A 12,898-nucleotide genomic window follows, 5' to 3' on the forward strand; every position below is an offset into this window, starting at 1 on the left:
AGGTGGTCGGAATCGACGGAGTGGAGCCGCTCGGGCTGGGTCATGGGCCCTCCCTCTGTTCTCCGGGCCCGCCCGTTCCAGGGCGGGCCGCAGCGCGGTCGCCGGACCGCCCGGAGGTCCCGGCCGATCCGACAGGGGAGAACATACACAGCGTCACCGACAGTCGACGCCGAGCGACCGTCGGGGCACCCGTGGGACGGGCGGGAAGCCCGTTCGTCCTCGGACTGTCGGTGCCGGAGGTTAAGGTCGGGGACCATGCGACTGCTGCATACCTCCGACTGGCATCTCGGGCGCTCCTTCCATCGGGAGAGCCTGCACGACGCCCAGCGTGCCTTCCTCGACCACCTGGTGGCCGTGGTGGCCGCCGAGCGCGTCCAGGCCGTGCTGGTCGCGGGCGACGTGTACGACCGGGCGCTGCCGAGTCTGGAGGCGGTCGCCCTCTTCGACGACGTCCTGCACCGGCTGGCCGGGCTCGGTGTCCCCACCGTCTTCATCAGCGGCAACCACGACTCGGCCCGCCGGCTCGGGGTCGGCGCCGGCCTGCTGGACCGGGCCGGCATCCACCTGCGGACCGATCCGGACGGCTGCGCGACGCCCGTCCTGCTGGCGGACGAGGGGCACGGCGAGGTGGCGGTCTACGGGCTGCCGTACCTGGAGCCCGCCCTGGTACGTGAGCGCTTCGGCCTGGAGCGGGGCGGCCACGCCGCCGTCCTCGGGGCCGCGATGGAGCGGGTCAGGGCGGATCTCGCGGCTCGTCCCCCCGGCACCCGCGCGGTGGTCCTGGCACACGCCTTCGTCACCGGTGGGGCGCCCAGCGACAGCGAGCGGGACATCGCGGTCGGCGGCGTCGCGAACGTGCCCGTTTCGGTGTTCGACGGGGTGCACTACGCCGCGCTCGGCCACCTGCACGGCTGCCAGACCCTGGCCCCGCACGTGCGCTACAGCGGCTCCCCGCTGCCGTACTCCTTCTCCGAGGCGGACCACCGGAAGACCATGTGGCTGGTCGATCTCGCGCCGGACGGCTCGGTCGCCGCCGAGCGGGTCGACTGCCCCGCGCACCGGCCGCTGGCGCGGCTGCGCGGGCGGCTGGAGGCCCTGCTCGACGACCCGGCACTGGCCCGGCACGAGCAGTCCTGGGTGCAGGTCACCCTGACCGATCCCGGCCGCCCCGCCGATCCGATGGAGCGGCTGCGCCGCCGCTTCCCGCACACGCTGCAGCTGCTCTTCGAACCCGAGGAGTCCGCCGACGGGACGCCGCACTCGTACGCGGCCCGGGTGCGCGGGCGCACCGACCTGGAGATCGCCGCGGGGTTCGTCCGGCACGTGCGGCCCGGCACCGAGATGGACGGCGCCGAGCTCGACTGGCTGCGCGAGGGCTTCGAGAGCACCCGGGAGAGCGCCGACCGGCGCGCGGAGCAGCCGCGGTGATCCCGGCCGCCGGGGCCTCCCCCGCGGCGCCGACGCGCCCCGTCACCCCTCCGCCCGCCGGGCCCTCCTCCGCCGGCGCGTGCTCCGCCACCGCACCCCGCGCCGCCGCGGCGCCGGGCCGGCCCGTCCCGTACCACCGGCAGGAGCCGCCCCGATGAGACTGCACCAGCTGACGGTCACCGCCTTCGGCCCGTTCGCCGGCACCGAGCGGGTCGACTTCGACGCGCTCTCCTCCGGTGGCCTGTTCCTGCTGCGCGGTGCCACCGGCGCCGGCAAGAGCAGCGTGCTGGACGCCGTCTGCTACGCGCTCTACGGCGAGGTACCGGGGGCCCGGAGCACCAACCGGCTGCGCAGCGACCACGCCGACCCGCTGCGGCTGACCGAGGTCCGGCTGGAGCTGACGCTCGGCGGGCGGCGGCTGGAGATCACCCGGCTGCCCGAGCAACTGCGGCCGAAGAAGACCAAGGGCGGCGGTCTGACCAAGGAGCGGGCCCAGACCCTGCTGCGCGAGTGGACCACCGACACCGGCGACGGCGCCCCCGGCTGGCGGGCCGGCAGCCGGTCCCACCAGGAGACCGGCGAGGAGATCCACCGGCTGATCGGGATGAGCCGCGAGCAGTTCTGCCAGGTGGTCCTGCTGCCGCAGGGCGACTTCGCACGCTTCCTGCGGGCCGATGCCGGCCAGCGCGCCGAGCTGCTCGGCCGTCTGTTCGACACCCGCCGGTTCGGCCAGGTCGAGTCGTGGCTGGCCGATCACCGCAGGTCCCAGGAGAGCGCGGTCCTGGCCGGGCGCCGCCGCCTGCGCGACCTCGTCGGACGGGCGGAGCAGGCGGCCGGCCCGGCCGCCGAGCCCGCCGCCGCCTGGGTGCCGGCCGAGGAGGCGGCCTCGGCCGTCGCCGACGACCTCTCCTCCGGAGTGCTCTCCTGGGCGGCGATCCTGCGCAGCGGCGCGGCCGAGCAGCTCGCGGTGGCCGACGCGGCGCTGGCGGGCGCCGAGGAGGTCCACCAGCGGGCCGAGCAGCTGGTCGCGGAGACGGACGCCCTGGCGGAGCGCCAGCACCGGCACCGGGAGGCGGCGCAGCGGGCGGCCCGGCTCGCCGAGAACGAGGCCGACCGGGCCGCGGACCGCAGGCGGCTCGCGGCGGCCCAGGCGGCCGTCGGCGTGGAGGCCGTGCTGCGGCTGCGCGACGCGGCCGAGGAGGCCCACGAGGCCGCCCGACGCGAGGAGCACCGGCACCGCGGGGAGCTGGCCCGGTTCCCCGCCGGGGCCCCCGGCGCGGGCCCCGCGCTCGCGCACGCGGAGGCGGCGGAGCTGGCGGAGGCGGAGCTGCGGCTGCGCGCCGAGGTGGTGCGGCTGGAGGCGGCCGGCGCGGAGGAGCGGCGCTGCGCGGCGCTGGACCGCGAACGGTCGGGGCTGGAGGCGGAGCTGCGAGGCGCCGACGAACTGGCCGAGGAGGCCGGCGACTGGCTGGCCGGGTTCGACGGGCGGCTGGCCGAGCTCCAGGAGGAGCAGTCCGCCGCCAGGTCCGCCGCGGCGAGGGTCGAGCAGCTGGACGCCCAGCGGGACGGCGCCGTGGCCCGGCTCGCAGCCGCGCGCCGACGGGACGCGTTGCGGGCGTCGATCGACCGGGCCGGCCAGGAGCTGCACGGCCTTCGCGGCCGGGCGCTGGACGCCCGGGAGCACGGTCAGGACGTCCGGGAGCGCCGGCTGGCCGGTATGGCCGCCGAGCTGGCCGCGCGTCTGCGGACCGGTGAGCCCTGCCTGGTCTGCGGGTCGCCCGGGCACCCGGCGCCCGCCCGGCCCGTCGGCGGCCAGGTCGGTCCGGAGGACGAGGAGCGGGCGCGGGCCGCGCAGGCGCGGGCCGAGCAGGCCGTCGCGGCCGCCGACCAGGCCCTGGCCGCACTGTCGGTGCAGGCGGCGGAGGCGGCCGGCGCCGCCGGCGAGCAGGGCGCGGAGGCGCTCGCCGACGCGCTGGCCGTCCTGGAGCAGGAGCATCGCACCGCGGTTCGCGCCGCGGACGGCCTGGGGCCGGCCGGCCGGCGGATCGAGCGGCTGGTCGGGGAGCAGACCGCCCACCGGTCGAGACTGCGCGAGGCCGGGGAGCGCAGCGCGGCGCTCACCGCCAGGCTGCAGGCGTTGCACGCCGAGCGGAAGACCCTGGCCCAGCGGGTGGCCGACGCCCGCGGTGACGCGCCGTCGGTCGCCGGTCGCGCCGCCGCGCTGGCCGGCCTGGCCCGGGCGGTGAGCGGTCTGCTGGCGGCCGCGCGGGCCGCCGACCAGGCCGCGGACCGGCTGAAGGAGGCGGAGGGGCAGCTGTCCGCCGCCGCGGCCGCGGCCGGGTTCCCCTCCGCACGGGAGGCCGTCACCGTGCTGCTGCCCGCCGCCACCCGGGCGGCCCTGCAGGCGCGGCTGGAGCAGCACCGCGGCGAACTGACGGCCGTCGAGCGCCTGCTCGCCGAGCCCGCGCTGGTGGCGGCCGCCGGCCGGCCGCCGGCGGATCCGGCGGCGGCCCGGGGCGCGCTGCGGGCGGCGACCGACCGGTTGAGGCGGGCGTCGGCGGCCCAGGACGCGGCCCGCCTGCGCCGCGCCGAGCTGGCCCGGATCGGCGGGCAGCTCGCCGAGCTGGCCGCCTCCCTCGCTCCGGCCCTGGCGCGGTACACCCGGATCAGCCGGCTGGCCGCACTGGCCGCCGGCACCTCCGCCGAGAACCGGCTGCGGATGCGCCTGGAGTCCTACGTCCTGGCGGCGCGGCTGGAGCAGGTGGCGGCGGCGGCAAGCGACCGGCTGGTCCGGATGTCCGGCGGCCGGTACACCCTGGTGCACAGCGACGACCGCTCGGCCGGCGGCAAGCGCTCCGGTCTCTCCCTGCGCGTGGTGGATGCCTGGACGGGCACCGAGCGGGACACCGCCACGCTCTCCGGCGGCGAGAGCTTCTTCGCCTCGCTCGCCCTCGCCCTCGGCCTGGCCGACGTGGTGACTGACGAGGCGGGCGGGATGCCGCTGGACACCCTCTTCATCGACGAGGGCTTCGGGACCTTGGACGAACAGGCCCTGGAGGAGGTGATGGACGTGCTGGACGGCCTTCGCGAGCGCGACCGTGCCGTCGGCATCGTCAGCCACGTCGCGGACCTGCGTGCCCGGATCCCGGCCCAACTGGTGGTCAGCAAGGGCCGCCACGGATCGACCCTGGCGATGGCCGGTCGCGAGGGAGCCTGACGCGGGCGCGCCTGACGCGGGGCCACCGGCGGGGCTCGGAGGCCGGCCGCCGCGGCGACGTGGAGCACCGCCACCCGGTACGGCGGTGCATCGGGGGTGGCCGGCCCGCCGGTCAGGCCTCGGCGCCCAGGATGCCCCGGTCGTACGCCACCGCGACGGCGGCGGCCCGGTCGCTGACGCCCAGTTTGGTGTACACGTGGGTGAGATGGGTCTTGACGGTCGCCTCGCTGACGAAGAGCAGCGCGGCGATCGCACGGTTGGAGGTTCCCTTGGCGACCAGCCCCAGCACTTCGCGCTCCCGGCTGCTCAGCGCCTCGCCGCCGGGTCGGGGTGACCGGACCCGGGAGACCAGCCGGGACGCGACGGCGGGCGAGAGCACGCTCCGTCCGGCGGCCGCCGCCCGTACCGCGGCGAAGAGTTCGTCGCGGGGGGCGTCCTTGAGCAGATAGCCGGTGGCGCCGGCCTCGATCGCGGGGAGGGTGTCCGAGTCGGTGTCGTAGGTGGTCAGCACGAGGACCTCGCAGCGCGCTCCCCGCCGGGTCAGCTCGGCGATCGCCTCGACGCCCGGGCCGCCGGGCATCCGAAGATCCATCAGGACCACGTCGGGGTCGAGCCGTTCGACGAGCGCCACCGCCTCGACGCCGTCACCCGCCTCCCCGAGCACCTCGAAGTCCGGGGACGCGGCGAACATGCCGCGCAGCCCGTCCCGGACGACCGGGTGGTCGTCGACGATCAGCAGGGTGATGGTGTGGTCAGCCATGGCGGACCAAGGGTACGCGGGCGGAGACGGCCGTGCCGCCGCCGGGTTCGGACTCGATGTCGACGGTCCCGGCGATCCGCTCGGCGCGGGCCCGCATCCCGCCGAGGCCGAAGCCGCCGGTGGAGCGGCGCGGCAGGACGGCGAGCGGGTCGAAGCCGCAGCCGTCGTCACGGACGTCCAGGGTCACCTCGTCGTCCATGTAGGAGAGGGTGACGCCGACCCGGCCGGCCCGGGCGTGGCGGCCGGCGTTGGCGAGGGCCTCCTGCGCGATCCGCAGCAGCGTGGCCTCCACCTCGGCGTGCAGCGCCTCGGCCGTACCGGTGACGGTGACCCGGGCCCGCACGCCGGTGGCCTCGGACCAGGCGCCGGTGACCTCGGTCAGCGCCTGGGGCAGCGAGTTGCGCTCCAGGGCGGCCGGGCCGAGGTCGTGCACGGAGCGCCGGGCCTCCCCCAGGCTCTGCCGGGCGAGCGCCGCCGCGCGGTCGGTGTGCCGGCGGGCGACGGCGGCATCGGCGCTCTCGTCGGCGGCCTGGAGCTGGGTGATGATGCCGGTCAGGCCCTGCGCGATGGTGTCGTGGATCTCCGCGGCCAGTCGCCGGCGCTCGTCGGCGACGCCCGCCTCGCGGGCCTGGACCAGCAGTTGGGCGTGCAGGCCGGCGTTCTCCGCGAGGGCACGCTCCAACCGTCCGTTGGCCTCCTCCAGGGCGGCGTTGGCCTCCTCCAGGGCGGTGATGGCGCACGCCTGGGCCTTGGCGTTGTCGGCCTCGCGGGCGGCGAGCCGGCCGAAGACCAGGACCAGTGAGGAGTTGAGCACGAACAGAGCGCCGAAGGCGATCCACTGCGCGGCCGAGGCCGGCGGCAGGCCGCCTGCCTGCGAGCCCGCCATGGTGAGGGCGGTGGCGAGCGTGCCGGCCAGGGCGGCGCGGCGGGGCAGCAGCCGGACGGCGTCGAAGTAGCCGATCACCGCGTAGACGGCGAAGAAGGGGTTGAGCCAGGTGAGCGCGAAGGCGATCGCGTACCGGAGCGTGTAGTGCACCCGGCCGGCCAGGGCGAACTCCGGCAGCCCGGGCCCGGTCCGTCCCCACCAGGCCTGCAGGGCGACGGCCGCGGCGACCAGCGCCCCGGCGGCGACGGCCTCGTCACCGGTCATCAGGAGATCGCTGCTGGCGGCGCCGACCAGGGTCGCGATGCCCAGCAAGGCGTACGGACCCCACCGGAAGAACCGGTCCCACGCCTGCTCCACCGTCACGGTGTCCCGCCCGCCGTCCGCCGTCATCGGTCGCTCTCCCCCGGGTACTACGCCCACCGGAACCAGCGGGACGCGGTGCCGGTCAGCACCACCGCCCAGAGTCCCACGACCGCGAGGTGCGACCAGGACGGCCAGTCGCCGGCCGCCGCCTGACCCAGAGCCTGGGCGCCCGCGCCGAACGGCGTGAAGCCGACGATGCGGCGCAGCAGGGCCGGCATCGCCTGGACCGGGATCCAGACGCCCGCGCTGAACATCATCGGGAAGAAGACCGCCGAGGCGACCGCCCCGGCGATCTTGGTGGTGCGGGACAGCGCCGCCACCGTCGCGCCGAGTGCGAGCGCGCCGAGGGTGGCCGGCAGCAGGGCCAGCAGGTATCCGCCGGGCCGCCCCGGCAGCGCGACGCCGAAGGCGAGCCGCCCGACGGCCAACGTGAGCGCCACCGAGACCAGGGCGGCGGCGCCGTGCAGCACGATCTGCGCCGCCAGCAGGGTGCGGGGCCGCACGGGGGTGGCCGACATCCGACGGAGGATCCCCCGCTCGCGGTAGCCGGCCAGGACGGGCGGCATGGCCTGGATCCCGGCCGTCATCAGTGCCAGCAGCACGGTCACCGGGACGTACAGGTCGATCACGCGGCGCCCGCCGAGCGCGGGGTCGGGGTGCCGGAAGGCCGGGATCAGACCGAGGATCGTGAGCAGCACGGAGGGGAACAGCACGACCCAGAACAGGCTCAGCGGCTCGCGGACGAACAGCCCGGCCTCCGCCTTGAGCACGGCGGTGGACGCGGTGAGGGCCCCGGGGGTGGCGGCCCCGGCGGGGAGGGCGGGGGACGCGGTGGCGGCGGTCATGTCAGGCTCCCTGGGCGGTGAGGTCGAGGAACGCGTCGTCGAGGGTGGCGTCGGTGACGCGCAGGTGCCGGGCGGTGATCCCGCGCCGGACGAGCAGGGAGATCACGGCGTCCACCGTCTCCTCCGTGCCGGTGACGGTCAGCCGGCCGTCACCGTGCTCGACGGAGACCACCGAGGGCAGCGCGGAGAGCTCCCGCTCGTCCAGCGGCCGCGAGGGGGTGAAGGAGATCACGGTGGAGCCGGCGGCCCGGCCGATCAGCCCGGCCGGGGTGTCCAGGGCGGCGAGTCGGCCACCGCTGACCAGGGCGATCCGGTCGCAGAGGCGCTGGGCCTCGGCCATCACGTGGGTGACCAGCAGGACGGTCACTCCGGCGGCCCGGACGTCCTCGATCAGCTCCCAGGTGGCACGCCGGGCGCGCGGATCGAGACCGGTGGTGAGTTCGTCGAGCACCACCACCCTGGGGTTGCCGATCAGGGCGAGTGCGATGAACAGGCGCTGCTTCTGGCCGCCGGAGAGGCCGCCGAAGCGGCTGCCCAGCCGGTCGGTGAGGCCGAGCCGCTCGGCCAGCGGCCGCCAGTCGGCGGGGCGCGGGTAGAAGGCGGCGTACAGCTCCAGCGCCTCGCGTACGGTCAGTTTGGCCTGGAGCTCGCTCTCCTGGAGCTGGGCGCCGAGCAGCTGGGTGACCCTGTGGTGGTCCGCGACCGGGTCCAGGCCGGCCACGCGGACGCTGCCGGCGTCGGGGGTCCGCAGCCCCTCGACGCACTCGACGGTGGTGGTCTTCCCGGCGCCGTTGGGGCCGAGAATGCCGAAGATCTCGCCCTCCTCGACCGTGAAGGAGATCCCGTCCACCACGGGCCGGCCCCCGTAGGACTTGCGCAGCCCGTCAACCTCGATGATCGCCATGCGTCGAGAATCCCGCCGCACGGCCCTCGCGGGCATCGCCCGACGCGCTCGACCCGGCATCAACCGATCGGTTGACCCGGCGCTACGACTGAGGCCCGGCCGGGGGCCCCGGTGGCCGGCCCGGTATCGGCCCGAGCAGGCGATCGAGCCGGGGTCGGCCCGAGCAGGCAATCGCGCCGGTGCCGGCCCGATCGAGCGATCGAGCCGGTGTCAGCCCGAGCAGGCGATCCGCTGGGCCTGCTGCCAGGCGCAGACCGGGCAGAGGGTGCTGCCCGGGTGGTCGGCGGGGAGTTCGGTGGGCTCGCCGCACAGGACGCAGTCGGCGCGCGGACCGACCCCGTCCGGGTCGGGGGTCAGTGCCTGCAGGGTGCCGGCCGGCGCCACGGCGCAGACCTGCTCGGTGTCGTCGCTCATGCCGCCTTCCTACTCCGCCGCTCCCGTGCGCCGCAAGGCCGTCCCACGGCGTCCGGCGCCGGCCGGGCCGGCCTTCGCCGCGGTCCGGTGCCCGGCCGACCGACGGTGGCGGCCGGACGGCAGCGGCTCAGCCGAGGTAGGAGAGCCGCACGGTACGCCGGGGGTTGTCACCGTTGGTGTCGACCAGGACGACCGACTGCCACACCCCGAGGGCCAGTTGGCCGCTGATCACGGGCAGCGTGGCGTGCGGGGCGACCAGGCCCGGCAGCACGTGGTCGCGGCCGTGGCCCGCGCTGCCGTGGCGGTGGCGCCAGCGGTCGTCGGCCGGGATCAGCTCCCGCAGGGTGGCCAGCAGGTCGTCGTCACTGCCGGCGCCGGTCTCCAGGATCGCGATTCCCGCCGTGGCGTGCGGGACGAACACGTTGAGCAGCCCGTCCCGCCCGGCCGCGTGCTCGGCGAGGAACGCGGTGCAGCGGTCGGTGATGTCGAGGGCGACCTCGTGGCTGCCGGTGGTGATCTGGAACGTCAGGGTGTGGAAGTTGTCCGCCATGGCGCCATCCTCACCCACGGCGGGAGGGCGGGCCGACAACCTTGGCCGACTCCCTGCGGGCGGAGCTCACCGGCCGCTATCATCCGCACCCCTCACCGGTACTGCTCCGGTCATGGCGACGACCCGATGGACACGTGGTCCATCGGGTCGGTGCGGTGGGCGCGCGCCGGGCCGTCTCCGGCCTAGCCGCGACCACCGAAGAGGCTCCGTCGCAGCCGCCGCAGTGGCGCCAGCAGCGACACCCGCGCGGTGCGCCGCGGCGCGGACGGGGTGCTGACACCGCGCGGTGTCAGCTCCCTTATCAACCCGAGCGCCTCGGCGGTGTCGACCACCGGGAGCGCGGGCGCGCCGAGCACTGCCAGGTGGTGTTCGATCCTGCGGCCGGTCGCGCCGACACCGCACTGGATCGCCGGCACCCGTGGCCGAGTCCGCACTTGCATGTGTTCCATCAGTTTCCCACCCCTACGAGGCGCCAGGGCCGTGAGGCGAAGACTATCCGTGACAGACGGCCTTCGCGCAACCGTCCTGGTGTTCCGCCACCGTATCGCGCGAAGACAACTGACGCCTCACCAGGGGCCGCTGCCCCGGTCACGAACGCGCATCGATGGTGGTGCACGACCTGTGTGCGGGACCGCCCGGCGGAGGCACCCGGCGCTCGGGCGGTGCGGTCCGCGCGGGGCGCGCGACCAGGGCGGATACCGGCGCGCGGGGATCGGACGCCGGGGCCGGGACCGAAAGCCGGGGGGTTGCTGTGAGATCAGCTGTCAACAGCAGCCCCGTCCCCGAGGCTTCCGGGATGTTTCCGGTAATGACTTCGGAAAGTGAACACACCGGGGGGATTGACGGGAGCGAAACCTACAAGCAATATCTCTATCGGCAGGGCCGGTGAGAGATGCGCCACCCCTGCCGGTCGATTGGATTCGACAGGTGAAGGAACTTCCGACACCCGCATGGAGTCACTGTCCGGTCGCCTCGACGCTGCGGCGGCCAGACTCGGTGCGGTGTACGGATTGGCGGTCGGCCGCTGAGGGTCGGCCGGACCGCCACCAGGCCGCTGGTGCCGCCCTCGCACGGGCGCGGCACCAGCGGCCGCTTCTCGTTACGCCACCCGCCGCGCCCCCGGGTGTCCCCGTTCCGGTCGCCGAGCCCCGCCTGGGTACAGTAGGCGGGCCAGGTGGCCAGCGGCGGAACCCGCCCGCACCTCCCCCCAGTAACCCCGGGACCGGGCCGAGCGCCGGGCCCCTCTCGTGGAGCGCGGAGCCAACGAGCGTGACAGTCCTCCTCAGCATCGTGTTGCCGGTCCACGGCGTGGAGCGCTTCCTCGCGCGCTGCCTCGACTCGATCCTCGGCGGCCCGGACGACGGCCGGTTCGAACTGATCGCGGTCGACGACCGCTCCCCCGACCGCTGCGGCGAGATCCTGGACGGGTACGCGGCCGCCGACCACCGGCTACGCGTGCTGCACCTGGCCGAGAACCAGGGCCTCGGCGGCGCCCGGGAGGCCGGCCTGGCGCAGGCCCGCGGCACGTACGTCTGGTTCGTCGACAGCGACGACTGGCTGCCCGAGGGCTCGCTGGACGCGATCACCGCCGAACTGGAGCGGGAACTCGCCCGCGAGGGCGCGCCGGGCACGGCGGACGCACCGGCCGACATCCTGCTGACCGGCTTCACCCACGTCTACCCGGACGACTCGACCGAGCCCAACCCCTGGCGGCACGTCCTGACCGGCTCCCCGCTCGTCGAGGGCGGCACTCTGCGCGAGTACCCGGCGCTCTTCAGGACGGTGATGTCGGTCTGGAACAAGGTCTTCCGCCGGGAGTTCCTGCTCGGCCTCGGCGTCTCCTTCGGACGCGGCTTCTACGAGGACATCTCGGTCACCTACCCCGCGCTGCTGGCCGCCGGGCGGATCCGCTACCTCGACCGCTCCTGCTACAACTACCGCCGGGGCCGGCCGGGCGCGATCACCAGCACCGCCTCCCCCAAGCACGCGGACGCCTTCGCCCAGTACGACGCGATCTTCGCCGCGCTGGACCGGCAGGGCGTGGAGGGCTCGCTGCGCACCCTGGTGTTCGAGCGCACCGTCAAGCAGGCGCTGACCGTGTACGACAGCCCCGGGCTCGTGCCGGTGGCCCTGCGCAAGGACTTCTTCCGGCGGATCGGCGTCCACTTCGCCCGCCACCGGCCGGCCGGCTACCACTTCCCCGGCGGCGTCGACGGCCTGCGCTACCGCCTGGCCGCCCGCGGCTCCCGGCTCGCGTACGAGGAGCTGCGCCGCACCGGGCGGCTTCCGCGCGACCTGAAGCGCGGCGCCCGCGCGGTGGCACCGGCGGTGCGGCGCGGTGTGCGCAGCGGCGCCCGCTTCACGGCCTACAACGCCTTCCGCCGACTGCCGCTGGACGAGCACCTGGCGGTGTACGCCGCCTACTGGCACCGGGGCTACGCCTGCAACCCGGCCGCGATCTACGAGAAGGCCCGCGAGCTCGCGCCGCGGATCCGGGGCGTGTGGGCGGTGGAGACCGGCGAGCAGGCGGCCGGACTGCCCGCCGGGGTGCCGTACGTGATCGTCAACACGCCCGGGTACCTGAAGGCGATGGCGACCGCCAAGTACTTCGTCAACAACGTCAACTTCCCGCGCACGATGGTCAAGCGCTCCGGCACGGTGCACGTGCAGACCCAGCACGGCACGCCGCTGAAGATGATGGGCATGGATCTGCGGGACCACCCGGTGGCCGCCCGGGGGATGGACTTCGACCGGCTGCTGGAGGCCGTCGGGCGGTGGGACTACCTGGTCTCGCCCAACCCGCACACCAGCGAGCACTTCGCCCGGGCCTACCCCGGGCACTACGAGATGCTCGACACCGGCTACCCGCGCAACGACCGGCTGGCGGCCGCCACGCCCGCCGAGGTGGCCGCGATGCGCGCCCGCCTGGGGCTGCCCGAGGGGCGTACGGCCGTGCTGTACGCCCCCACCCACCGGGACGGCGGGGACGGCGCCTTCGTCCCGCTGCTGGACGTCCCCGAGCTGGCCCGGAAGCTGGGCCCCGGCTTCACCCTGCTGGTGCGGGCGCACTACTTCCACGCCGGTGTGATGCCCCACCTGACGGCCGAGGCCGGGGCGGCGGCGGTGGTGGACGTCTCCGACCACCCGGCCGTGGAGGACCTCTGCCTCGCGGCGGACGTCCTGGTCACCGACTACTCGTCGATGATGTTCGACTACGCCGTGCTGGACCGCCCGATCGTCGTCTTCGCACCGGACTGGGAGGAGTACCGGCGCGACCGGGGCGTGTACTTCGACCTGTTCGCCGAGCCGCCCGGCGCGGTGACGGTGGACGCCGACGCACTGGCCGGGGCCCTGCTGGCGGGCGACACCGAGTCGGCCGCCCGCGCGAAGTTCCGCGAGCGGTTCTGCCCCTGGGACGACGGCGGCGCGGCCGAGCGGGTGGTACGCCGGGTGTTCCCGGTCGACCCGACCGGCTGAGACCCGCCGCAACGAAGCGGGGGCCGGCCCGGGTGTCCGGTGCCGGCCCCCGCG

The 12,898-nt window shown here is 75.6% G+C and carries 10 protein-coding genes; 3 read left to right on the plus strand and 7 right to left on the minus strand.

Going from position 1 to position 12,898, the window contains the following annotated elements; translation table 11 throughout:
* The first annotated feature begins 255 nt into the window (after window positions 1-255).
* Together OG823_RS06985 and OG823_RS06990 are read left to right on the plus strand one after the other, a co-directional pair.
* The gene (locus OG823_RS06985) at window positions 256-1,428 is read left to right on the plus strand and encodes an exonuclease SbcCD subunit D (protein WP_371478409.1); all 1,173 of its coding nucleotides are present in this window, start codon (window positions 256-258) and stop codon (window positions 1,426-1,428) included.
* Window positions 1,429-1,582: 154 nt separating this feature from the next.
* Window positions 1,583-4,645 carry an AAA family ATPase gene (locus OG823_RS06990; protein ID WP_371478411.1) on the plus strand — a complete coding sequence of 1,021 codons (3,063 nt, stop codon included), beginning with the start codon at window positions 1,583-1,585 and terminating at the stop codon, window positions 4,643-4,645.
* A gap of 112 nt (window positions 4,646-4,757) precedes the next feature.
* Here OG823_RS06990 and OG823_RS06995 read toward each other — a convergent pair whose 3' ends face one another.
* From OG823_RS06995 to OG823_RS07025, 7 genes are all read right to left on the minus strand, one after another.
* A complete protein-coding gene (locus tag OG823_RS06995; protein ID WP_371478412.1) occupies window positions 4,758-5,405 on the minus strand; it encodes a response regulator in 648 nt (215 codons plus the stop codon).
* Window positions 5,398-6,681: a sensor histidine kinase gene (locus tag OG823_RS07000; protein ID WP_371478413.1), complete on the minus strand. Its 1,284-nt coding sequence runs from the start codon at window positions 6,679-6,681 to the stop codon at window positions 5,398-5,400. The genes OG823_RS06995 and OG823_RS07000 overlap by 8 nt, the downstream gene beginning before the upstream one ends.
* A gap of 20 nt (window positions 6,682-6,701) precedes the next feature.
* Window positions 6,702-7,499, minus strand: coding sequence for an ABC transporter permease (locus tag OG823_RS07005; RefSeq protein ID WP_371478414.1), 798 nt, complete (start codon window positions 7,497-7,499; stop codon window positions 6,702-6,704).
* Window position 7,500: 1 nt separating this feature from the next.
* Window positions 7,501-8,403, minus strand: coding sequence for an ABC transporter ATP-binding protein (locus OG823_RS07010; RefSeq protein ID WP_371478416.1), 903 nt, complete (start codon window positions 8,401-8,403; stop codon window positions 7,501-7,503).
* 210 nt (window positions 8,404-8,613) lie between these two features.
* On the minus strand, window positions 8,614-8,817 hold the full coding sequence (locus OG823_RS07015) for a hypothetical protein (protein ID WP_371478418.1): 204 nt from the start codon (window positions 8,815-8,817) through the stop codon (window positions 8,614-8,616).
* Window positions 8,818-8,944: 127 nt separating this feature from the next.
* Entirely contained in the window at window positions 8,945-9,367 is a 423-nt protein-coding gene (locus OG823_RS07020; RefSeq protein ID WP_371478419.1) for a secondary thiamine-phosphate synthase enzyme YjbQ, read from the minus strand.
* A gap of 182 nt (window positions 9,368-9,549) precedes the next feature.
* Window positions 9,550-9,816, minus strand: coding sequence for a hypothetical protein (locus OG823_RS07025; RefSeq protein WP_371478421.1), 267 nt, complete (start codon window positions 9,814-9,816; stop codon window positions 9,550-9,552).
* A gap of 820 nt (window positions 9,817-10,636) precedes the next feature.
* Between OG823_RS07025 and OG823_RS07030 the strand changes: the two genes are divergently transcribed.
* Window positions 10,637-12,844, plus strand: a complete 2,208-nt coding sequence (locus OG823_RS07030) for a CDP-glycerol glycerophosphotransferase family protein (RefSeq protein WP_371478423.1) — start codon at window positions 10,637-10,639, stop codon at window positions 12,842-12,844.
* The last annotated feature ends 54 nt before the right edge of the window (window positions 12,845-12,898 follow it).

Origin of the sequence: Kitasatospora sp. NBC_00315, assembly GCF_041435095.1 — a bacterium.
In the GTDB taxonomy this organism is placed as follows: domain Bacteria; phylum Actinomycetota; class Actinomycetes; order Streptomycetales; family Streptomycetaceae; genus Kitasatospora.